This is a genomic window from Paenibacillus sp. J5C2022 (assembly GCF_025567625.1).
Lineage (GTDB): Bacteria > Bacillota > Bacilli > Paenibacillales > Paenibacillaceae > Pristimantibacillus.
In genome coordinates this window covers 82637-106603 of record NZ_JAOQJC010000014.1, presented here as the reverse complement: position 1 = coordinate 106603, position 23967 = coordinate 82637, and the positions used below count along the sequence as shown (strand labels likewise).

The 23967-nt window shown below is 45.0% G+C and carries 17 protein-coding genes; 16 read left to right on the top strand and 1 reads right to left on the bottom strand.

Translation table 11 applies throughout. From position 1 onward, the window contains the following. Positions 1 to 17 precede the first annotated feature (17 nt). From M6D81_RS13610 to M6D81_RS13550, 13 genes are all read left to right on the top strand, one after another. Positions 18 to 977, top strand: coding sequence for an ABC transporter permease (locus tag M6D81_RS13610; RefSeq protein WP_410795734.1), 960 nt, complete (start codon positions 18 to 20; stop codon positions 975 to 977). 18 nt (positions 978 to 995) lie between these two features. Beyond that, complete coding sequence (locus M6D81_RS13605) at positions 996 to 1877, top strand: carbohydrate ABC transporter permease (RefSeq protein ID WP_262677450.1); 882 nt, start codon at positions 996 to 998, stop codon at positions 1875 to 1877. Between the two features lie 35 nt (positions 1878 to 1912). After that, a complete protein-coding gene (locus M6D81_RS13600) occupies positions 1913 to 3070 on the top strand; it encodes a glycoside hydrolase family 88 protein (protein ID WP_262677449.1) in 1158 nt (385 codons plus the stop codon). A 421-nt stretch (positions 3071 to 3491) separates the two neighbouring features. Beyond that, complete coding sequence (locus M6D81_RS13595; protein WP_262677448.1) at positions 3492 to 8675, top strand: Ig-like domain-containing protein; 5184 nt, start codon at positions 3492 to 3494, stop codon at positions 8673 to 8675. An 871-nt stretch (positions 8676 to 9546) separates the two neighbouring features. After that, entirely contained in the window at positions 9547 to 11379 is a 1833-nt protein-coding gene (gene glmS, locus M6D81_RS13590) for a glutamine--fructose-6-phosphate transaminase (isomerizing) (RefSeq protein ID WP_262677447.1), read from the top strand. A gap of 374 nt (positions 11380 to 11753) precedes the next feature. After that, positions 11754 to 12083, top strand: coding sequence for a helix-turn-helix domain-containing protein (locus tag M6D81_RS13585; RefSeq protein WP_262677446.1), 330 nt, complete (start codon positions 11754 to 11756; stop codon positions 12081 to 12083). 255 nt (positions 12084 to 12338) lie between these two features. After that, complete coding sequence (gene pgsA, locus M6D81_RS13580; protein WP_262677445.1) at positions 12339 to 12926, top strand: CDP-diacylglycerol--glycerol-3-phosphate 3-phosphatidyltransferase; 588 nt, start codon at positions 12339 to 12341, stop codon at positions 12924 to 12926. Between the two features lie 267 nt (positions 12927 to 13193). Next, on the top strand, positions 13194 to 14033 hold the full coding sequence (locus tag M6D81_RS13575) for a TIR domain-containing protein (protein WP_262677444.1): 840 nt from the start codon (positions 13194 to 13196) through the stop codon (positions 14031 to 14033). Next, a complete protein-coding gene (locus tag M6D81_RS13570; RefSeq protein WP_262677443.1) occupies positions 14017 to 14571 on the top strand; it encodes a hypothetical protein in 555 nt (184 codons plus the stop codon). Before M6D81_RS13575 ends, M6D81_RS13570 begins: the two co-directional genes overlap by 17 nt. Positions 14572 to 14707: 136 nt before the next feature. Continuing rightward, positions 14708 to 15385: a DUF4145 domain-containing protein gene (locus tag M6D81_RS13565; RefSeq protein WP_262677442.1), complete on the top strand. Its 678-nt coding sequence runs from the start codon at positions 14708 to 14710 to the stop codon at positions 15383 to 15385. Between the two features lie 324 nt (positions 15386 to 15709). Then, positions 15710 to 16630 carry a hypothetical protein gene (locus M6D81_RS13560; protein WP_262677441.1) on the top strand — a complete coding sequence of 307 codons (921 nt, stop codon included), beginning with the start codon at positions 15710 to 15712 and terminating at the stop codon, positions 16628 to 16630. 517 nt (positions 16631 to 17147) lie between these two features. Then, entirely contained in the window at positions 17148 to 17570 is a 423-nt protein-coding gene (locus M6D81_RS13555) for a substrate-binding domain-containing protein (protein ID WP_262677440.1), read from the top strand. A gap of 315 nt (positions 17571 to 17885) precedes the next feature. Then, positions 17886 to 18269 carry a hypothetical protein gene (locus tag M6D81_RS13550; protein ID WP_262677439.1) on the top strand — a complete coding sequence of 128 codons (384 nt, stop codon included), beginning with the start codon at positions 17886 to 17888 and terminating at the stop codon, positions 18267 to 18269. Positions 18270 to 18303: 34 nt separating this feature from the next. On the opposite strand, the gene M6D81_RS13545 is transcribed toward M6D81_RS13550, so the two are convergent. After that, on the bottom strand, positions 18304 to 18810 hold the full coding sequence (locus tag M6D81_RS13545) for a helix-turn-helix domain-containing protein (protein ID WP_262677438.1): 507 nt from the start codon (positions 18808 to 18810) through the stop codon (positions 18304 to 18306). A gap of 191 nt (positions 18811 to 19001) precedes the next feature. On the opposite strand from M6D81_RS13545, the gene M6D81_RS13540 reads away from it, so the two are divergent. From M6D81_RS13540 to M6D81_RS13530, 3 genes are all read left to right on the top strand, one after another. Continuing rightward, the gene (locus tag M6D81_RS13540; protein ID WP_262677437.1) at positions 19002 to 19868 is read left to right on the top strand and encodes a TnsA endonuclease N-terminal domain-containing protein; all 867 of its coding nucleotides are present in this window, start codon (positions 19002 to 19004) and stop codon (positions 19866 to 19868) included. A gap of 169 nt (positions 19869 to 20037) precedes the next feature. Then, on the top strand, positions 20038 to 22218 hold the full coding sequence (locus M6D81_RS13535) for a transposase family protein (RefSeq protein ID WP_262677436.1): 2181 nt from the start codon (positions 20038 to 20040) through the stop codon (positions 22216 to 22218). Beyond that, positions 22211 to 23962: an ATP-binding protein gene (locus tag M6D81_RS13530; protein ID WP_262677435.1), complete on the top strand. Its 1752-nt coding sequence runs from the start codon at positions 22211 to 22213 to the stop codon at positions 23960 to 23962. The genes M6D81_RS13535 and M6D81_RS13530 overlap by 8 nt, the downstream gene beginning before the upstream one ends. Positions 23963 to 23967: the final 5 nt, after the last annotated feature.

Genomic DNA, 23967 nt, shown 5'->3' with positions numbered 1-23967 from the left:
GAGGACTCGATATGTCAATGATGCTGAATAAGAAGCCGGGTCTCCCGCAAGCAAGAGTCGATAAGAACGCCTTCCGCTACCGTGCGTTCCGTGACCTGATGATGAACAAATATGTCTATCTCATGCTTGTGCCCGTAGTTGCTTATTATATTATTTTTCTTTACTTGCCAATCTATGGGCTGCAGATCGCCTTCAAGGATTATTCCGTCGGGCTCGGCATGTGGGCTAGCGAGTGGGTAGGATTCCAGCACTTCGCGGATTTCTTCAACAGCTATTACTTCTGGCGGCTGCTGCGCAACACGCTGCTGCTCAGCTCCTATGAGCTGTTGTTCGGATTCCCGGCATCGATCTTACTCGCCTTGCTGCTGAACGAGCTGCGCAGCGTAATGATCAGACGAACTGTACAGACGATAACATATATGCCGCATTTTATTTCCATTGTGGTCATCTCGGGGATCATGGTCGACTTTCTGTCGCAAGATGGGCTCATCAACAACATTATCGTATGGTTCGGCGGGGAGCCCATCATATTCCTGATGGAGGCGGAATGGTTCCGTACGGTGTTCGTCTCCTCGAATATTTGGCAGAATATAGGTTGGGGTTCCATCATTTACTTGTCTGCAATGTCAGGCATCGATCCTGCGCTCTATGAAGCGTCCAAGGTGGATGGCGCCAGCCGCTTCAAGCAGGTGTTCCATATTACGCTGCCGGGCATTATGCCAACGATCGTGATCTTGCTTATCTTGCAGATCGGCAACTTCATGATGGTGGGCATGGAGAAGATCTTGCTTCTGTACAACAGCACGACGTATGAGACAGCGGACGTCATTGGCACATTCGTGTACCGGAAAGGTATTCTGGAGGCGAACTTCAGCTACAGTGCGGCTGTCGGTCTGTTCAATTCAATCATTAACTTTACGCTGCTTGTCGTGGCGAATGCGATCAGCAGAAAAACAAGCGACAATAAACTTTGGTAATAAGGAGGCGAAAGGCTTATGTTGTCACATCGCAGTATTGGCGAGCGGATATTCGACGGCGCTAATGTATTCTTCCTGTTGTTGTTGTCGGTCGTCACCTTGTATCCGTTCCTCTACGTCCTGTTCGCCTCCCTCAGTGATCCTGCCTGGCTTGTGAAGGTCAGGGGGATCATCTGGTACCCGGAAGGCGTTACACTGGAAGCCTATAAGCTGGTGTTCCAGAACCCGAGCATTCTATCAGGCTACTTGAATACCCTTATCTATGTAGTGGCTGGTACTTCACTGAACATCCTGATGACTTCACTCGGTGCGTATGCTCTGTCCCGACAAAATGTCATGTGGAAAAACCCTATTATGTTCATGATCGTATTCACGATGTTCTTCAACGGCGGTATTATTACAACTTACTTGCTGGTGGAGAGTATGGGACTTGTCGACAGCAGATGGGCGCTAATTCTTCCTACGGCGATGAGCGCGTACAACCTGATCATTATGCGTACATCTTTCCAAGCGATTCCGGTCAGCCTGGAGGAGTCCGCGAAGCTGGACGGCGCCAACGACTTCACCGTCTTGTTCCGGATCATTATGCCGCTGTCGATGCCCGTCATCGCGGTTATGATTCTCTTCTACGGGGTCCAGCATTGGAACTCCTGGTTCCAGGCGCTCATCTATATCCGGACGAGAGATCTGTATCCGCTGCAGCTTATTTTGCGGGAGATTCTGATCTCGAACTCGACGGATTCCATGCTGACGGGTGTTGGCGGCGGCGACAAGATGCCGGTCGGCGAGACAATCAAATATGCGACGATCATTGTGGCAACCGTTCCGATTCTGTGCTTGTATCCGTTCTTGCAGAAGTATTTCGTCAAAGGGGTCATGATCGGCGCCATTAAAGGATAGGATATCCCCCGTCAGGGGAAAGGAGTGTTAGCGAAGTGTGGCAAGCGGCAATGGAAGATGCGATGAAGAAGACGAAGCGAAATGGTGAGAAGCATGGCCTGCAATTCCCGCACATCCGGCGTCATGCGGAAGGCAAATGCTATGAGTGGAGGGAGAGCACAGATTGGATCGAAGGCTTCTATACCGGCATGATGTGGCTGTCCTATGAATACAGCGGCGATAAGGCGTTCCGCGAAATGGCGCAAGCGCAAGTGAAGGATTATCGCCGCCGGCTGGATGAAGACGTCGCGCTGGACCATCACGATATCGGCTTCCTCTACAGTCCGTCTGCCATGGCGGCCTGGATGATCGAAGGTGATGAGTCGGCGAAGCGGCTTGCGCTGGATGCGGCCGACAAGCTGATGAAGCGGTGGCGGCCGGAAGGGGAATATATTCAGGCGTGGGGACCGAAGGGCGACGCAAAGAACGGCGGACGCATCATTATCGACTGCCTGATGAACATTCCGCTGCTGTATTGGGCTTCGGAGCAGACAGGCGATCCCAAGTACCGCGAAGTGGCGGTGAAGCATGCGGACAAGAGCAGACGTTACCTTGTACGGGGCGACGACTCCTCGTATCATACGTTCTACTTCGAGCCTTCGACCGGCATTCCGATCGGCGGCGGGACGCATCAAGGCTATCACGACGGTTCTACCTGGACGAGAGGGCAGGCATGGGGCATCTACGGGTTCGCCTTGTCCTATCGCTATACGGGGGATAAGCAATATTTGGAGACGTCGCGAAGGCTCGCCCGTTACTTCGTGGACCGCTTCCCTGAGGACGATGTCGTCTACTGGGACTTCAATGTAGAAGTGAATGCGGATACGCTTCGCGATTCCTCGGCTTCCGCCATTGCCGCCTGCGGCATGCTGGAGCTGCTGGAGCATCTGGCGGAGGACGACGAGGACCGCGCTTACTTCCAGGACGCGGTGGAGCGCTCTATGCGCTCGCTCGTGACGAACTACTCCACGATGGGAGAGCCGGATGCGGAAGGGCTGATCGATCATGGCTCCTATCATATCAGGGGCGATCTCGGCCCGGACGATTACATGATCTGGGGCGATTATTACTACATGGAAGCGCTCATGCGCTTGGAGAAGGGCGTTCCAGGCTACTGGTACGAGCGGAAGGAAGCCAAGACAGGCGTAAAGTAACGATTAAAAGGCATCATAAAGCAACGATTATTTGAATCCGCAAGCTGCACTTCTTTATGGAGTGCGGCTTGCGGTTTTTTATGCTTCCACCAAGCGCAAGTCTGTAAGGAATGGTGACGATATGAAAAAGTGTTAATGGATAAAGGGATGGCGGCTGTATTAAGGTGAGACTATGTCTGACGCTGTTTCGCAAGTGTATTCACCTCTGAACAGATGCCTAATCACGTCTTGCAGCGTCATTGTCGAAATATTTGGCATCATGATCAAATAATCGTTCATGGAGTGAGAGGGCAAGCGTTGATAGCATATAAATGAAGCTATCCATGTCTAATTTTGATGAAAGGGGGTGATGAATGAGATAGAATGAAAGCGTTTTAATGTCGATTCATGTCCTATTAATCGTTGAAAGGAGAGGTTCTTGGTGAAGATAAACGGAGTGAAACGAAAAATAGCGATGATGCTCAGTATAGCCTTGCTGTTCAGCCTGGCAGCATCGATTGGCGGTGGAAAAGCTTCCATCGTTGTACAAGCAGCTGATCATGAGGGATCGTTGCTGCTAAATGGCGATTACGAGCTGGCAAGTGGGGGGATTCCGGCAGGATGGAACGACTGGGTATCCAGTGGAACACCTTCTTTTTCCATTTCTGAAAGCGTGTACAAAAGTGGGGTAAGAGCATTCCAGCTTACTTCCGAATTCGAGGGGCGAGGAGCGCTTGTGCAGCACATTCCGCTGCAGCCGTCCCAGAGGGGGAAGACGTATAAGCTAAGCCAATGGATCAAAACGGATGCCGTAACGGGCGAAGGAGCATTCAACCGGCTGTACCTGGTGAACAGCAAAGGGGCTCGGATCGGCGACATCCATTCGCTGCGCAAGCTGACGGGAACCCAGGATTGGACACTTGTAGAGGGCATGGTATTTATTCCGGAAGATGAGAGAATCGCCGGCATAACGATCGAGAATCTGCTGGAGAGAGGTACGGGGACGGCCTGGTTCGACGATGCTTCCCTGCTGCCATGGAATGAAGGCGCGAATGATGTGACGAACGGCGGATATGAAGACAAGATGACGGACGGCAAGCCAACTGGATGGCGGACTTGGGCGCCGACAGGCTCGCCGGTGATCGGAATGGACAGCAATGTATATCATGGAGGGACAAGCTCGCTTCATGTGAATATGGCGGAGACGGGCAGACTGTTCATTGTACAGAATGTGCCGGTCACTTCTGCCAATCTGGGGCAGGAGCTTCGTATCGGAGCTTGGCTGCGGACACAGGATGTTAGCAATCAGGCGCTGCTGCGCATTCAATTCATGACCAAGGACAATACCCGGATCGGCAACATCGTGACGATCGGCTCCTTAAGCAGAACCCAGGATTGGACCAGACTGGAGCAGACAGTCCAGGTTCCGGATACGGTCGACATGGACAATATCCGGATTGAGCAAGTGGTGGAGACGGGAACGGGACAAGCATGGTTCGACGATGTGGAGGTGTCTCCGGTGTCCACGGCGCTGCCCGATCAGTGGATTCGCAATGGCAGCTTTGAGGAAGGCATGGCAGCCGGCAAGCCTGCCGATTGGCGGACGTGGATTCCGCTAGGTTCTCCTTCTCTGGAATTGGATAGCAGTCAATATACCGAAGGCCTTGTTTCTTTGAAGGTGACTTCGCAAGAGCAGGGAAGAGCGGGCATTATTCAGATTATTCCGGTAACCTCCAGCGATCACGGCAAGACGTTCAAGGCGCAAAGCTGGCTGAAGGCCGACAATGTTATCGGCAGCGGCGCGCTGACCAGGCTGCAGTTCACGGACAGCGCATCGCAGCGGATTGGCGATCTGATTACCCTTGGAGCTGTGAACGGCACGAAGGATTGGACGAAGACGGAGAAGCTGGTGACTTTCCCTGATGATCCTTCCATAGCTTTTGTCAGAGTGGAGCATTTCTTCGAGCAAGGGACAGGAACGGCCTGGTTCGATGATGTCCGGCTGCTGCCATGGACCCCGGTCCAATCGATTGAACTGGATCAAGACAGGCTTACGATGGATATTGGTGGGACCGTCGCCTTGTCTGTCTATACGGCTCCTGCTGACGCAAGCGATTCTTCGGTCATATGGAGCAGCAGTCATCCCGAGATTGCGTCAGTGAATAACGGGACGGTTACGGCGCACACGGAAGGCGTCGCGGTGATAACGGCGGCAGCCGCCGATGGCGGTCTTGCTGCGGATGCAGCAGTGATTATCGGACAGACGGATACGATTGGGGCGGAAGACGATACGGTAACGGTGGAAGAGAACGGAGCTGTACACGGCCAAGTCGTCGCTTATTCCTCCACGGGAGCGCAGCTTGGCTACCAACTGCTGACACAGCCGGGCAATGGGCTTGCGAATGTGTCCGGCAGCGGAGCATGGTCGTATTATCCCAATGACGATTATTCGGGCGGGGACGCCTTCATGATCGCAGTCAATGACGGACAGGGAGGCTTCGCCATCGCGCGCATCGCGATCACTGTGAATGAAGGGAACGCTGTGCCGGAGGCGTCAGTGGGCATATTCCCGACAGATAAGAATACGCCTGTCGGCGGCAAGGTAACGGCATCCGATGCGGACGGAGATACACTTCTTTATTCGATCGCCGCACAGCCGCTGCACGGTCAAGCGACCATGCAAGCGAACGGTAACTGGAGCTATGTGCCGGACACGGACTATACGGGCGCCGATCAGTTCACGGTGCGAGTGGATGACGGCCGCGGCGGCGTTGTCGAGACCCTTATTCGCTTATACACAGCGCCTACTGCAGCCGACCTTATAAGCGAGCTGACGGCGGCCAATCCGGCTTATCAGCATCCTCGCCTGTTGGCGGCGGAGAGTGATTTCCAGCGGATGGTCGGTCTGTACGGGAGCGATACCCGATTCAGTGAATGGGTGGACCATGCGAAGGAACGCGCCGACTTCTTGCTGACGGCGCCGGTGCAGGATTATGCCAAGCCGGACGGTCTCCGGCTGAATACGGAGGCTTCGCGGAGCATCGTGACGTTGGCATTCGTCTACAGGCTGACCGGCGATGAGCGTTATGCGGAACGGGCATGGCAGGAGCTGGAGCATGTGTCGGGAACGGCTTATCCGGATTGGAGTCCGGGGCACTTCCTGGATACGGCGACGATGTCTTATGGCGTCGGAATCGGCTATGACTGGCTTTATTCCTATCTGAGCGAGGGGCAGAGAGCAGTCATCGTTCAAGCCATTGCAGACAAAGGGCTTACGCCGGCTCTTCAGATGTACCAGAGTAAAAGCTGGTGGGTATACAACCGGGACAATTGGAATTTCGTCTGCAATTCCGGTATGGCGATCGCGGCGATGGCCGCTGCGGATGAGCTGGAACAGCTGGCCGGACAAGTGTTGCAGGAAGCGTTCAAGTCGATTCAATACGGACTGACGCAATATGCGCCGGACGGCTCCGCCATTGAGGGGCCGGGGTATTGGGAATACGGGACGGTCTATCTCATTCAATATGTATCTGCACTGGACACGGCATTCGGCCATGACTTCGGCTTTTCCGACCGCGACGGTCTTGCCGAGACGCCGTTGTACCCGATGCATATCGCAGGGCCGCAAGGCTCCTTCAACTATTCTGATAATACGGAAAGCCTCATTCCGGGCAAGGCGCTGCTATGGTTCGCAGATCATGACAATAAGCCGGAATATACCTGGTACCATCAATTCGCAAGCGAGCGCGGAATGCAGCCGTCCTTATACGATGCGCTATGGTATAGACCGGAGCTGTACGGAGGAGTTGGCCCCGCGGAGCTGGATCGGGCTTTCGGGATTCCGCATGCCGTCACGATGAGAAGCGACTGGGATGACCCTGGCGCCTTGTTCGTCGGCTTCAAGGGCGGGGTGAACGGTGCTCCTCACGGAGATCTGGACACGGGCTCATTCGTACTGGACGCATACGGCGTACGCTGGGCGCTGGATCTGGGCAAGGAGGATTACAACTTGCCGGGCTACTGGAACAGGGATGAGAACGGAGCGCGCTGGACGTATTATCGGAAGCGGGCGGAAGGGCACAACACGCTGCATATCTCTCCGTCTCCCGGCGCGGATCAGAAGGTAGACAGCATATCGGAAATAACGGCCACAGCTTTCAATGCAAGCGGCGGAGCGTATGCGATCTCCGATCTCACTTCGGCATATGACAAGGCCGCTTCCATTATGCGCGGCGTGAAGCTGCTGGATGAGCGGCGGCAGTTCCTCGTGCAGGACGAGATACAGATGAAAGTGCCTTCGGATGTGCTTTGGTTCATGCATACCCGCGCTGCCATAGCTATTAGTGCGGATGGAACGAGCGCACTGCTCAGTCAGGATGGACGGCAGCTGTGGGTGAAGCTGCTGACACCTGCGGATGCCAGCTTCTCGGTAATGGATGCGGCGCCGCTGGCGACATCTCCGAATCCGGCCGATCAGACGGGCAATTATGGTGTGAAGAAGTTGACCGTGAAGCGGGAAGGGGTACTGAACGAGACGATCAGCATCTGGATGGTGCCGCTTATGCCGGGCGAATCGCCGCCGGACACTATGCTTCAAGTTCAGCCGCTTTCGGCATGGCAGATAGAGAGTCAAGAGCTGGCGGCGCTTGCGGGGCTGACGGTGAACGGACAGCCGCTTGCGGAATTCAAGCCGAATCGATACGTATATGAAGTGACAGTTCCTGCCGACGAACAAGCGGCGGTCGTTGGAGCGGCCGCGGCATCCGGTAATGATGAAGTCGTGATCCAACAAGCTGGAAGTGTGCCGGGGATGGCACGCATTGCAGTGACGGACCCGACCGGAATCGCAGGCAGTACGGTATATTTTGTGGAGATGAAGCATCCGGTCGTCTACGGCATTCCGGACAATCGTCCCGTCTGGCAGCCGGTGCTGGTGACGGCGAGCGAAGATGATGGCAATGTTCCGGAGAATACTGTCGATGACGATCTGGAAAGCCGCTGGTCTGCGGCGGGAGAGCAGTGGATTCAATATGACCTGGGCGAGAACAGGGACATTGAAGCGGTAAGCATCGCATATTTCAACGGTCATCTGCGCTCCGGCTATTTCAAGGTCGAGGTGTCAGGTGACGGTGAAGTGTGGCAGCCCGTGTACGCAGGAGAGAGCTCGGGCGAGACGCTGAACCATGAGGTGTATGCATTCCCTGTCAGCAATGCCCGTTATGTACGCATTACGGGCTACGGCAACACCCAGAACCACTGGAACAGCATCACGGAAGTGAAAATATACGGCCCTCAAATTCAACCCAAGCTGAGTGAGGTCTTGCTGCAGTGTGACTGCGGTGCGATTAAACAGAAGGATTCGGTGCCTCTGCACGTTACGCTGCTGCTGGATAACGGCGCGATGATCGATTCTGAGAGGGCGGAGCTTCGTTACTACAGCTCGGATGAGAAAGTCGCAAATATTATTGACGGGATCATCTATACCCAGGAGAGGGGTGAAGTTCAAATATGGGTAGAAGCCGACTATGAGGGAGAGACGGTTGCTTCCGCTCTATATCCGGTAAATGTGATCAAGAAAAATGGGTATGATGAAGATGAAGATGAAGATGAAGACGACCGAAGATGATGAGAGTGACAATGATGAGAATGAGGACGAAGAGTATGGCGATGATCATGATGTGGAAGAGAATGATTGAATGTTGAACCGATGAAGCGAAGCTGAACAAGCCAATGTCAACGAAATATATAATCAAATGAACAACCAGTAGCCATTCCATCCAATGCATCGCTGACGAGAGGGTTATTGGAAGTGGAATTGTAAGTGGGCTTAAAGGTTCGCGCTGTGAAGGAACAGGTGATGGCAGAGATGCCGTCACCTGTTTTTACCTTTGGGGTGTTTCCTCTATCTGGTACAGGAAGAGGGGGACACAGGAAGCGGGTGCCTATCCGGTCAGAACGAAAAGATAGTTGCATCTTATGCCAATTATGAATATGATAGGTAGTATGATTCAAGAAGGAGAGCGAGGATAGAGGTTGTACGGGATTCATAAGCGCCAGAGCTTGCGTGATGAATGCCGCAGTGCCGTCCTGAGGGAAGGCTTGCTGCCGGCGATTCATACGGGAAGCTGACGAGGTGAAGGTGTTCGAAGTATTCGGCGGGGACCTTCCGGTTATAGGCTGGCCGACCGAAAGCCGCTACGCAAAACGATTGGGCGACCGATCGCACAAACGTACGGCGGGCTGCCGTTAATGAAGCAAGTGATACTCCCAATTGTCCACGATGCCGCTTGCGGGGCGGGCACCAGGTACGGGAGAAGAGTTGCACGACTACGCACTTATACAGGTTGTTCAATTAGAACCGATTCATTCGGTGTCTTCAATATGAACATGATCCTTAACTTATCGAAACAGTGACAACTTCATATGGCCTGAGCCGCGCATTCGCTGGCATCCGTCGGACGGGAGAAAATTTACCGTTAACGGAGGTCTATTAAATTATGTGTGGTATTGTTGGATATATTGGAAAACGCGACTCTCAGGCTATTTTGCTGGAAGGACTGAAGAAATTAGAGTACCGGGGATACGATTCTGCGGGCATCGCCGTGTTCACGGGAGACGGGCTGCAGCTGAAGAAGTCCAAGGGAAGGCTTGCTGTGCTGGAGGACATTCTTCGCGGCGAGCCGCTTGCCGGCTCGGTCGGCATCGGACATACGCGCTGGGCGACTCATGGCAAGCCGTCCGATGTGAACTCTCATCCGCATACGGACAACTCGGCTCAATTCTCAGTCGTGCATAACGGGATTGTCGAAAATTATTTGGAGCTGAAAGACGAGCTGATCGAAAAGGGCCACGTATTCGTGTCGGAGACGGATACGGAGGTCATCTCGCATCTCATTGCGGAACAATATACAGGCAATATTGTCGAAGCGGTGCAGCGCGCGGTGAAGTGTATGCGCGGGGCATTCGCGCTAGGCGTATTGTGTTCCTATGAGCCCGAGAAGCTTGTGGCGGTGCGGTTCGCCAGCCCTCTCGTCATTGGAGTGGGGGATGGGGAGAACTTCATCGGCTCCGATATACCGGCCATTCTGGAGCACACGCGTAACGTATTTATACTGAATGATGGGGAAATGGCGGTTCTTACACGCGAAGGTGTCGAACTGATGACGACGGACGGCGACAATATTTCCAAGGAAATAACCCGTGTCGAATGGGATCTGGTGACAGCGGAGAAGGCGGGCTTCGACCACTTCATGCTCAAGGAAATATACGAGCAGCCGAAGGCTTATCGCGATACGATGCGGGGCAGAATCGGGGAGGATGGCAAGTCCGTTCTGCTGAAGGAATTGCAGATGACCGATGAGTACGTGAAGTCGATTCGCAAAGTTCAGATCGTCGCTTGCGGCACCGCTTATCATGCCGGATTGGTCGGCAAGACCGTGATCGAGTCGCTCGTGCGTATTCCGGTGGAGACCGATGTCGCATCGGAGTATCGCTACCGATCGCCGATTATTACGCCGGATACTCTTGTCATCGTCGTCAGTCAATCCGGCGAGACGGCGGATACGCTCGCAGCGCTGCGGGAAGCCCAGCGCAATGGCGCGCGCGTACTCGCGATTACGAATGTAGTGGGCAGCTCTGTCGCTCGCGAAGCGGATGATGTGCTGGTGACATGGGCCGGACCAGAGATTGCCGTCGCGTCCACGAAAGCATATACATCGCAGCTCATTGCCTTCTATTTGCTGGGGCTGCATATGACTCGCGTACTTGGCACGCAGGAGCCATCGCAGGCAGAAGAGCTGATCACTGCACTGCAGCGGCTTCCGGAGCAAGTGGAAGAGATTTTGCAGCAGGCGGCTATCTTGAAGCAGGTGGCGGAATCGATCGCCCATCATCGGAGTCTGTTCTTCATCGGCCGCGGCGTGGATTACGGCGTCGCGCAGGAAGGCTCGCTGAAATTAAAGGAAATTTCTTACATTCATTCGGAGGCGTATGCAGCGGGCGAGCTGAAGCATGGCACGCTGGCGCTTATTGAGGATGACGTGCCGGTCATCGCATTGGTGACACAGGAAGCGCTGTATGAGAAGACGCTTAGCAACATTAAGGAAGTGAAGGCGCGCGGAGCGCATGTCCTGAGCATCGTGAACAGCGGCTTCGAGTTGGAAGCGGCGAAGTCGGTCGACGAAGTATTCGCCATTCCGAAGACGCTGCCTCTCCTTACGCCGGCTCTCGCGGTAGTCCCATTGCAGCTGCTATCCTACTACGCCTCATTGGCTCTGGGCCATGACGTGGATAAGCCGCGAAACTTGGCGAAGAGCGTGACGGTGGAGTAGGAGATGGGTGTCTGAAGAAAACTTTTGTCAACTGATAAAGATGTCTTGAACCAGTAAAAGATGTCTTGAACCAGTAAACAAGGTTGTGAACCAGTAAAAGATGTCGTGAACCGAAATGCAGGATGATTTGATTAAACATCTAGAAGGGAGCCTGGGTATGATGCAGGACTCCCTTTTTAATCTACATAAATTTAAAAATGAAATGAATGGTGATGAAATAATTGAGCGAAGCGGAAACATTAATTAATATCCATTCGAGCACCAAACAACGTGAACTTAAATTAATTATTAATCGAAGGCGAGTACGAACCAAGGCTAATTGAGGTTTTTAGAATTCTTGATAATTTTAATAAGAACGAAAGGTGGATGATGAAATGACAACATTAGGGGAGAGAATTAAGCGAATAAGAAAGACCAACCAATTAAACCAAATTGATTTTGCCAATATAATCGGTGTGTCACAAGGAACGCTTAGTGAACTGGAACAGGACAAGTACAAGCCGTCTATGGATACACTTATTGCTATCTATAATAATTTTAAGGTTGATCTACAATGGTTAATTATCGGTTCAGCCCAACATACATATAGCATCATTCTTAGTGAGAAAGAAGATAAATTGAATTCTGTTTTTAGAAAACTTAATACCGATGATCAAGATGAAATTATAGAGATTATTGAGATTAAACAAAAACGGTATAAATAGTAACTCTTCGTATCAATCGAATAAACCTATGTTAATCTAGCGTAATCAGGTCCCGACGATGCTCGGGATTTTTTATTTCATATAGAAGATGTTAAAGCACTATCTCAGCCAAATAGGAGGAAAATGATTCACCATAGAGGGAGGATAGCTAAATACATCCACGAATACTCTATATAAGGTGTTATTTACAAAGATCGTAAATATGATGTTATATGAAATCTTATGCAAAGACAATAAACCAAAAGGAGCCATCTAATGAACCTGGCAAATAAGATCACTGTTTTTAGAATATTCCTTATTCCATTTCTAATCGTTCTGTTACAACCATATCCTCAATGGATGGAGAACAAATACCCCATTTTTTCATTTTTAAATCAATGGGGTATTTATTGTGCTGTGGTCCTATTTTTATTTACTGCAGCAACTGACAAATTAGACGGATATATTGCAAGGAAATACAATATGGTAACTAACTTAGGTAAATTATTAGATCCTCTGGCTGATAAATTACTAATATCAGTAGCTCTTATAATGCTCGTATTATTACAGTTAGTTCCTGCATGGATGGCATTGATTATTATTGGAAGAGAGATAATAATTACTGCAATTAGAGTTGCAGCAACGTCTAAGAAAATAGTGTTAGCAGCTGATAAACATGGAAAGATAAAAATGGTTTTTCAGGTTGTCGCTATAACAGCAGTAATGCTCAACAACTATCCATTTTCTTTTATAACGAATTTACCAATTGATATGATATTGATGGTTATTGCTGTAGCCTTGACCATCTTTTCAGGGTTTAATTATATAAAAATGAACTATAAAAAACTAGATTTAAGATTTTGATTGTAATTCAAAGATGGCATAAGACTTCATATAACACCGTATTCACGCTGCGTCGCTATCGCTCCTTGGTCCGGCCGAAGTAGGAAGAAGTGGTTTCGAAGATGTGGATTCAGTAGCAGAGAAGCCTATTCAGCCGGACAACCTTGCACTGCCTAACCGCGTCGCGGCCACTCCCTCCGGTCGTTTAAGGCAGTGAAGGTTCGTGAATACAAGAACGTTATGTGAAAGCTTTTTGATTTAATAAACCATATAGAATAGAGGGATAAAATGGATATATTTTTGTCGTATAGTTTTAAAGACAAGGAAATAGTAGAGCATGTAAGTACGCTGATAAAAGAAAAAAATGTAGGAAGTATAAATAATTATGAATTATATGCAAAAGAAGACCATATTTTAGATGAATTAAGATATAACATACGTAAGAGTGACTATGTCATTTTCTTTATAACTAATAACTTTTTAAGTTCTAATTACTCAATGCTAGAATTGTCAGAAGCTCTTAACGAATTAAGAATACGAAAGATTAATATTATACCTATTCTAATAGAAAATTGTTCAATCCCCAGTGAACTTTTAGAATTTGGTATTATTGATTTTTCAAAATCTTTCGAAAAAGGTATGGAAAAGTTGTTAACCAAATTAACAATTAAAAAGAAAATTGATCTCGAAGTAATTAGTCCATTTCTATACGAAAAAATAGTGGAAATTTTTCTTAAAGAGTATGGGTTTAAAATTCTTCAAGGTAAAAGTGATCGTGACATGGGTGTGGATTATATTTGCGAATATTATGCTAAAGATCCATTTGGTCAAAAAGTAAAAGAGGTTTGGTTTATAGAAGTGAAATTTTATAAGAATGAACGTTTTAGTATTAACGAAATTAAAAAGCTTTATCATTATATGAAAACTTCATCTCCAAAGGGTGCTAATTTGCTTATGATAACCAATAGTATTTTAAATTCTGCGGCAATGGAGTATTTGAATGATCTAAGAGAGAGTGGGACAACACAAGTCAGAGTAATTGATGGCCCGGCCTTTGAAAGATTGATCTATAAGAGAACAAGATTAGTGAATCGTATAGTAGAGGTGTTATATGATTCAAATCAATGAGTTAATAAGGGAAATTGATGATTGTCCTGTGGGTCGAGAAGGATGGTCACAATTTGAAGAGATTTGTACGCGAGTTCTTGAGTTTCTTTTTGTACCTCCTTTAACCAGGCCTAATAGACAATCACGTACATATTCTGGTGTGAATAGACGAGACGCAATTTTTCCAAATAGAAATATTACTAATACTGGTATTGAAAATTGCCTCAATTGGCATCATCTTTATGTTGAATTAAATGCAAGATTTATATTATTTGAATTTAAGAACTATAATTCAACATTACTTAGCCATGAAGAAGTAAACCAAACTCGAAATTATCTTGTATCTACAATTGGAAAGTTAGGGATAATAATATCTACTAAAGATCCAGAAGATTCGGCTATGCGCCAAAGAAACATTGCTTATACTCAAGAAGGAAAAGTTATTATATTCCTTAAAAAGGAACACCTGAAGGAAATGTTAGCAATGAAAGAAAGAAATGAAGACCCCTCCGACTTAATAATGGATATGATAGAACTGTTTTATATTCAACATGAATAAAAACAAAAGCCTTCACATAACAAAATATTAACACTGCAGGCATACGCCCTTGGCCCGGCGTTCGCCGGACACCCGACATGCGTCGGGTCGTGAATACAGGAACGTTATTGGAAATCACAGTAAAGGATGAAAGTACATGAAAGAAAAAATTATTACGTGCCTTCATTGTGGCAATAAAACTTCTATGAAAGTTGTAGCTAGTCATGACGTGGCAGAGCATGATGAAATTTGGCAGAGTTCATATAAGTACGATAATCCCGACTATGTAGTGTCGAATTATAAACATTGGGACATGTACTTGTGCCCAGTTTGTACTGAGATAACTATTCAAAGAATTACCTCATTTAGTGAAGAGACTGAACCAAATGGAAAACCTATTGAGTATTTAGATACTATATTTCCTCCAGGTTCAACTGATAATAAACATCTCCCTCCACCTGTCAGAGATGCCTTTGAGGCTGCATTAAAAGTAAGGAATCTAGATGGGGCAGTTTGTATTATGGCTTTGAGAAGAACATTAGAAATGATGTGTAAACAAAAAAATGCTAAAGGTAAAGACTTATTTTCAAAATTAAAAAACCTGCAATCAGAAAATGTTTTACCTCCGATAATGGAAGGTATTTCGTACATTTTAAGAAAAGAAGGAAATTCAGCTGCTCACGCAGATGATAAAGATTTTTCAAATGAAACTGTCAAATTGATGATTGAGTTCACTGAAGTAATACTAGACTATGTTTATTCTCTACCGGCAAAAATAGAGCAAGCTCAATTAAGGCTAAATAATGAAACAATTGCAGAAGGACATAATAGTTAATTCATAGAAGCCTGTGACTTCAGATAACACCTAATTCACACATAGGGGCATTCGCCCCTCGGTCTGGACAGATGCAATTGGCAGGGGAGCCGAATCAGCCGGACACACTCGGCTTCATCGAGCGTCGTGAATATACTCAAAGTTATCGGAAATGTATTGGGGGAAAACCATGGGACAGTATTGCAAGGATATATCGAGAAATTATTTGTTTGGCTTGATGGTAAGCAGAATCAAATGGTGATTAGTGAGGACTCTTGAAAGTCTGAACGTTAGGTGTAAAGATTGATAATTTTCACTTAGGATTAGTATAAAGGGGATAATCTAATGCGTTCCAAGTGGAAGGATACCGAGAAAATTATAGCAGCAATTGAAAAAAGGATTTCGGAAGAATCCCAAATATTGCATAATGTAATATTACCCGATTTATCTGGGGATAGTGATGGACGGCAGTGCGATATAATAATAAAATCAGGAAAATATCCAAGGGAATCACTAACGATTGTTGAAGTTCAAGATAGAAAAAGTCAACTTGACATATCAACATTTGATGGATTTGTTACTAAAATGAAGAGTGTAGGAGCTCAACATTTAATAGTAGTATCAAAGCAAGAATTTCCTCTTTCAGTAAAGAAGAGAGCTCAACGGTTGGGACCAACTGTTAGACTAATTAAATTCAATGAGTTGATGAAAGATGGTTTCATTATCAATTTTCTTAATGATTATATAACAGTACTTAACCATGATCTTGAAAGTTTCGTTGTAAGGATTAAAAAAATTGAAGACGAGAGTGAAAATCTAGAAAAGGTAATGAGTATTCTTGAAGAAGGTAGAATCGAATTTGTTAGAGACAGATATCAGTATTCTCCAGAAGAACTAATATTTAAGTGTTTGAAGAACATGAACATTAGTCTTAGTGAGGGAGAGAACAAAATTAGAATTGAGATTCCACTTAATCAGAGATTAATGTTATTCTCCGAGCCCTGTATAGGTGTTGCAGTTGAATTTGATGTTGTAGTAATAACTAGTGCTTCGAAGTTAAAGTTGAAATATTTTGAATATAAACAACAAGATATTGATAATCCACTTGTCTGGTACGCTGAAGGAATAGGAGAGAATAATGGGAAGATTGCTCGGATTGGAGTGTCATTTATATATGATGAAATCAACACTCGTTATAATTATAACTTAGAAACAAAAGAGGGAGATTTTAATGATGTAGTGTTAGATATAAGACGTATTACTTAAGGAATTTGACAACGGGTTATTCGCAAGATTCGTTACGCTATCTGGAGATGTTAGCTTATTAAGACGGCGAGAATAAAGGATTATTTTTCCTCGCCCTTGGCTGTCGCTGTTTCAAGAAACAAAGTCATTCAGTCTAATACATTATTTTCTGCTGACGTAACGTCATTGATTACTAAACATTTTTGTTGGATCAAGTCCACGTGGGAAAGTTTCTTCAAAGATATTCTTCTTTTCGTGTATGGGACTGGGATCCTAGCTGTACCTGCCTCTATGAAGGTTCCGATGGGTAGGTGTCCGACATAATGCCTTTTTCCTTTAGTTCATTATAAAGATTTGTAGCATATTGCGAAGGCCGGACATGACGATTCCGACGTTCCCTATTGATAGCAATGCCATACATTGCGGATAAGCCTGTTGTAAAAAGAATCGCTCCCGCTCTATTCTTTATCATTTATAGGAAAGGGTCATTCCCGAATCGGCATTATCATCCAAAAAAATGGATTTCATGCCTTCCATAATGAGAATTAACGGATTCCTTAAAGCGAATGCGGGATTTCAGCTTCTATTTGATACTAGTTTCATCAGGATACCAACTAACAAAAGAGTTGCTGTTAATAGAAGAAAGAACATCTGCATTGCTTGTGATGAAAGATATTATGGTCGTCGGCGTTTTGCGTGCCGCACTGGAGTGTGGTGTATCCATTCCAAAGGAATTGTTCATCATCGCTTCGATAACCGAGAGTTTAGCGAGTACTTAAGCCCGCGGATTACGATGATGGATCTTCCTTTGCACGAAATGGGATATAAAGCTATTGATGCATTATTACGAGTCATTCGCGGCGAAGAAATTAACTTAAGTCAATCTCCTCTCTGCACGTTAATCGAAAGGGATTCGGTTGCATCGTTTGATGCTAGGTATGTGGCGACAGGTGGTAAATAGATAGTTATTGCTAAGTTTTAAATGAAAATATGATTTGAGAATGACTCCAATAACCCACATAACGTTACTCCAATGCGTTTATCACAAAGTACATACATCGAGGTTAAAGCCGAGATTTTAGATCTCGGCTTTAATTAATAACCTTTGGAAGCAAGAACTCTATTTGATATAAAATGTGTTGGACCGGTTATTGCTAACTGGTTCATTTTTTTTGTTTTAATTATCCGAAAATTAATATTTATAACGTTTTAAATATCGTTTAACGGATATAATGAGGGTTAAGAAGACCATATAAGTTGAATTGGAGGAAGTCTAATGTCAGACAATCCGATAAATGTAACTGGAATGGCCACGATAACACCCAAGGGAATTCGTTTTCGGAACTTATATTATTCATGTCCGAGGGCTATTTCCGAGCGTTGGTTTGAAATTGCTAAAATTTCAGGTGGCTGGAATATAAAAATTTTGTACAATCCGGTCAATTTTAAATTGATTTTCTTAGAAACAAAAAATGAAGATGAGATGGAAAGGTGTGATCTCATTGAACATCATATGTATCAAAATTCTAAATTGGAAAAATACTTCCTGTCCATTCAAAAGCTAAAAAGAAAAAGGAGACAATATCAGAAATCCGAAAAAGATAATTGTGGTTGCCGCAAAATTAACGGAAACATTTCTAAGGATTTTGAGAGTCAATAATAAATAAGAATGCAGTAAGCTGCTGCATTCTCCGTTAAAATAGAGATTCTTGACCGTCCATCGGACCATTAGTAATACCTTTTAGTTGATTAAGTTGATCTTCTAGTTCTTTAATGCGATCCTCATATTCTTGTTTAAGTGGATCTAAGAGTTCGTAAAGTCTATTAATATTATCCACAATAATATCTTTGTCATGGGGGGTCAAGAAGCGGTCATTAATTTTAAACCTGTAGTCTGACTGAATAACGTCTATTAAATCATAGGATTTTTGGAATACCCAATCCCAATGTTTTCCCCTTTTGGACTTTTCTCCACCTTGGGCATGCATATAGGCAGTACGTTCTTCGAGGCCTAATAAGTAGTCTGTTTTGATTCTAAATACTTCTGCCAGGGCGATAAGATGTTTAAGCTCCGGTTTTGCAATATCCCGTTCCCAGTTTGAAATCACTTGTTTGGTAGCCTCAATTCTAGTGGCTAAGTCTTCCTGGGTCCACTCACATTCCTTCCGTAGCTTTCTTATTTTTTTACCCATACTATCCATTTTAATTTCCCTCCCTATATCTTCTATTTAAATATAGCATAAAAACCGAAAAAAAGTAAAAGTGAATTTTACCTAATGTGGTGTTGAATATAAAAATTATATATGTTATAAAGTTTAATAAAATTTAGTTTTTACTCATTGAACTGATGTTGGTAAAACATAAATGCGAATTTGAATGGGGTGTTGGTGTAATGGCTAAGCGCAGAAGAGCAACTACAGCAAGAACGATAGAAAGGAGAATTAAAGAAGGCAGGGGCAAAGGTCATTTAGAAAATTACAAGCCGTGGCTGACTATTCATGATGTCCCTTCTCAAGGGATTGTAACAAGAGTGCGAGGGTGGAAGAGTAGGCGATTACACCATTATTTGTCCGAGCACTTTGAATTAGCTCATCATTATCAGATGGAGTGGGCTCTGGACGTTTTTGATATTAGGGAGCAATATCCATTGTTACCTTTAGAAAAAACACTTTTCATCGCAAAAAAGCTAGGCATCAGACATCCAATTGATCCAAGAACCAAGCATCCCATCGTAATGACTTCAGATATGTTATTGACCGTAAGATCAAATGGAGAACTTAAGTCTATAGCGCACTCTATAAAGCCTTCGGAAAAATTAAATCGAAGGGTATTAGACAAACTTCAAATAGAAAAGTATTACTTTAAAGATCTCGATATTGAATGGAGGCTGATTACTGAAAATCAAATCAATTACGATCTTGTTGAGAATGTGAAATGGCTGCATTCGGCAAAAGTTTTGGATGAATTGGCGTATTTAAACAATGAACTCATTTGTGAAATGGAGCCTGTACTGTATGAATGGATTATTAATAAAGACAAGCCCTTGGCAAAACTCACCTTAGATCTTGACGAAAAGATGGAATTACCAATGGGGACCAGCATGAATGCTGTTCGATATCTGATCGCTAATCGTCTATGGAAAGTGGATATGAGTCAACGAATTCTTCCTACACAAAAACGATTGGAAATACAAGCAAATCATTTTCAAAACTGGAGGGCTAACCATGAAGATAATCGTATTAGCATCCCAAGAAAATAACGATTCAATACTAAAATCTGTTTTTGAAACCCAATTACTAAAAGAAAGCCAAACCGTTCAAGCGATCAAAATAGATCAACAATTATTGATATCTGCGTAATGAATTCGTCCAACCTTAATGTAATTACAAGACCTATCCCAACGATAATCGAAATTGGAGGGGAATAAGATGGAACTATTTATCAATACATTGCTTGAAAGAAGAGACTCAGAATCAAAGCTTGTTGATTGCGTGAGAGTCCTGTGGCTGAACCAGTCAGAAGATTGCGTCATTACCATTTCCATTATAAAAAAAACCGGTGTTCCTGAATTTATGCGGATCTCCTCTATTGAACAGGAACTTACTGAAGGGACGATGATTAAGCGCGAACTTGACCCATATGCTAGATTTATGATTTCGGATGAACTTCTAAGCCCAAAAGAAATTCGTCTTAGAGATGAAGCCTGGGAGAAGATCAAAGATATTGTTGAGCTAGAGCCTGAAATTTACAGTCCAAAAGATCGGTATGAAATCATTAAAAGAGAAATGAAGAGAACAGGCATGGGGAAAAACCAATATTATAAATATTTGCGCTATTACTGGACTGGAGGGAAGATGGTGAATGCTATATTGCCCAGATTCAGAAAATGCGGAGGAAAGGGCAGTAAGAAGAATCCAACTCAAAAAATGGGCAGACCCAGAGAAACAAGTATCTCTGTAGATCCCAAGTTAAAAGGAGTCTTATTAAGTGAGGGCCATCGAAAAATATTCGATGCGATCATCAGAGAGGTTTACTTAAAAGTAAATCGAAGAGACTCCGTCAAATTCACATATATAGAGATGCTAAAGAAATATTACCAGATAGGTACTGCTAAGAAGGGCCAATATGAGACCCCGGTAATACCACCAGGACATGAGGTACCAAGTATTGCTCAATTGAGATATCACATCAGAACGTATTATACCAAACGCAAGCTACTAATTGCCCGAGAAGGAGAGGTTACCTTCAATCGTGATTTCAGACCTTTATTAGGGTCTGAAACAAGGAAAGCAAACGGACCAGGACAGATCTTCGAGATTGATGCTACGGTTGCAGATGTGTATTTGGTAAGTTCAATTGATCCCAATATTATTGTCGGTCGGCCCGTCGTATACATTGTTGTTGATGTATACAGTCATATGGTTGTTGGGTTGTATGTTGGGTTTGAAGGCCCATCTTGGCTTGGAATTATGATGGCAATTGAAAATACTGTGGAGAATAAGGTTGAGTTTTGCAAGCAGTATGATGTAGACATTACAGAGGGAGAGTGGCCGTGTCACCATATGCCAGACAGTTTTATGGCTGACCGGGGTGAGATGGAGAGTAAAAATGCCGACTCGCTTGCGAAAGCGTTAGGAATCAAAATAATGAACGCGCCTCCGTATCGGGCTGACCTAAAAGGCATTGTTGAGCAGCAATTCCGAACATTAAATGTGACGTTGCAACCATGGACTCCTGGTGCTGTTAAGAAAGAGTATATAAAGCGAGGAGGACCGGAATACGTATTAGATGCAAAGCTCACACTTAAAGACTTTACACAAATGATGATCGAATTGATCCTTCAAAGAAATAACTATCATTACATGGAATACTACCCTCTAGATAAGGATCAAGCATTGGACAAAGTGCGGCCCATTGCAAGGGATTTATGGAATTGGGGTGTAAATCACAATCACTATTTGAAGAATATTCATCCAGATATCGTTCGATTGAATGTATTACCCGAGGCAAAAGTTACTGTGAATCGGGAGGGGATATACTTCGAAGGCATGTATTACGGTTGTGAGGAGTTAACGCGTCAAGGGTGGTTTGTTAAAGGGAAATCACAGAAGGTTCCGATTGCTTATGACAGAAGATCTATGAATCATGTCTATGTGAAGACGGATAATGGCAGGGGTTTTATAAAATGCGACTTATCGGATAAGTCTTCCCGATTCATAAATATGAGTCTTGAGGAGGTTAAGTCTACTATGTACGAAGAGAAACTGTCAAGAAGCCTGTACTATGATGAAACGGAACTCCAGGAGGAAGTAACATTAAGCGCTAAGCTAGAAGCCATTAGAAATGCAGCGCTGGAGCGGAGTGCTGATAATCAAGACCATTCCATAACAAAGTCTGAACGTAAGTCCAATATTAAAGCAAATAAAACCGATGAGAGAGACAAACTGCGAAAAGAACAAGCTTATGCGTTGGGTAGCTCTCCAAATGAGAAAACGAACGATCCAACAGCTTTTGAAGATCATGTAGTTCCTCTTGAAACATATAAACCCAAATCAAAGCTCGAGCTTCTCGCCAAATTAAAGCAATCGGAGGAAAAGAAGCATGGTTAAGCAAGCACAAAAGCAGGTTGAATATTATCAGTACTCTCCGAGCCTTATAGGCAGGCAAGAGGAGGCAAGCTATTTCAATCAGGATATTCCTGACTATAGGGATAACCCTTTTATAGAAGCTTTACCGGCAATATTTGAAGATGAAGATGTTGCGTCACAGATAAGGAAATATCCTGATTACGATGAAAGGCAACGTAAATTAGGACGGCAGACAAGGCTGCATCTTGTTCAGCAGATATCGGATTATGTCGAGCCATTGCCTTCACATTTTCTGGTGGAACAAAGGCTTTCAAGATTAATACGCCATGGTTATAAAGCCAGAAATCCATTCTCCCCTGCAGTCATGAGGCAGTTTCATGTCGGGTTTAAAGAAGTGCTTGAAGGAGGAGTTGATTCAACAGGGAGGAACATTTCTGGGGTGAGATCTACCGCTGGCGGATTTGCTATCCTTGGAGTAAGTGGACAGGGGAAAACAACGGCAATTGAGAGCTCCTTACTTTTATATCCCCAGGTTATCCACCACTCGGCTTATAAAGGGCAACATTTTATCCGTAAACAAATAGTCTGGTTAAAATTGAATTGTCCATTTGATGGGTCTTTAAAGGGATTATGTTTTAACTTTTTGCAGTCCATAGATTCGATTCTAGGTACAAATTATTATCGGAAATTTGCCACCAAGGGCACATCCGTGGATATGTTAATACCAATAATGGCTCATATCGCTACCTTACATGGGTTGGGAGTGCTAGTCATAGATGAAATCCAATTTCTCAGTTTTCTTAAGAGTGGTGGCGCTGAGAAGATGCTTAATTACTTCACTCAACTGATTAACACGATTGGTGTTCCCGTGGTATTAGTAGGGACATTTAAAGCAATGAAACTTCTCTCAGGTTCCTTCAGTCAAGCAAGAAGAAGCACGGGACAAGGAGATCTGATCATGGATAGATTAAGTGAAGGCGAGGAATGGGATTTCTTCTTAGATGCTTTGTGGAAATATCAGTGGACTGCTGCTGTAACGCTCCTAAAGCCTCAATTGAATAAGAAAATGTATGAGCTTTCGCAAGGAATTGTAGATATTGCAGTTAAGTTGTACATGTTAGCCCAGTGGCAAGCCATCGAGGATGGAAATGAAAATGAAAAAATAACAGGGGCTCTACTTGAGACAGTTGCCAAACAACACATGCAACTAGTTCAGCCTATGTTAAAGGCATTGAGAAGTAAAGATCCCCATGTATTAGAGGTAATAGATGATCTTTATCCTAAGTGGAATGTGTTGGATCAATACTTACAAACGGCCGCTGAGAAAGTTAATGTTCAAGGTGAGATTAGAACAAAGGTACTGCGCAATGAAAAAATTGAACAGGACGAAGATAAGTTAATTGAACTTGTAAAAACAGCAATAGATTTCGGAGCTTCATACGAAAGGGCTTATGAAGCAGCAAATAAGGTTCTTCAGTCTAATGAGGCTGAGAAGGATATGGTTCATTTACGAAAACAACTTATTAAGGAAATTACGTTCAATTCGATGACGGATGAAGAAGAAAAGCCTGGTAACGAGGGGGAAAAGGCTCAGGGAGCGAAGGGGAAGAGTACAAAGAAGAAAAAGCAGCAGCCAATTCTAGACGAAGATGACCTAAGAAATGCTGTATCAAACAATACAAAGAATTCAGAGGCAATCTATGAAAAACTGGTGGATATCGGAAGTATTCCGACGGAAGACGAGCTGTCGAAGCTCATAATTTAAAGGTA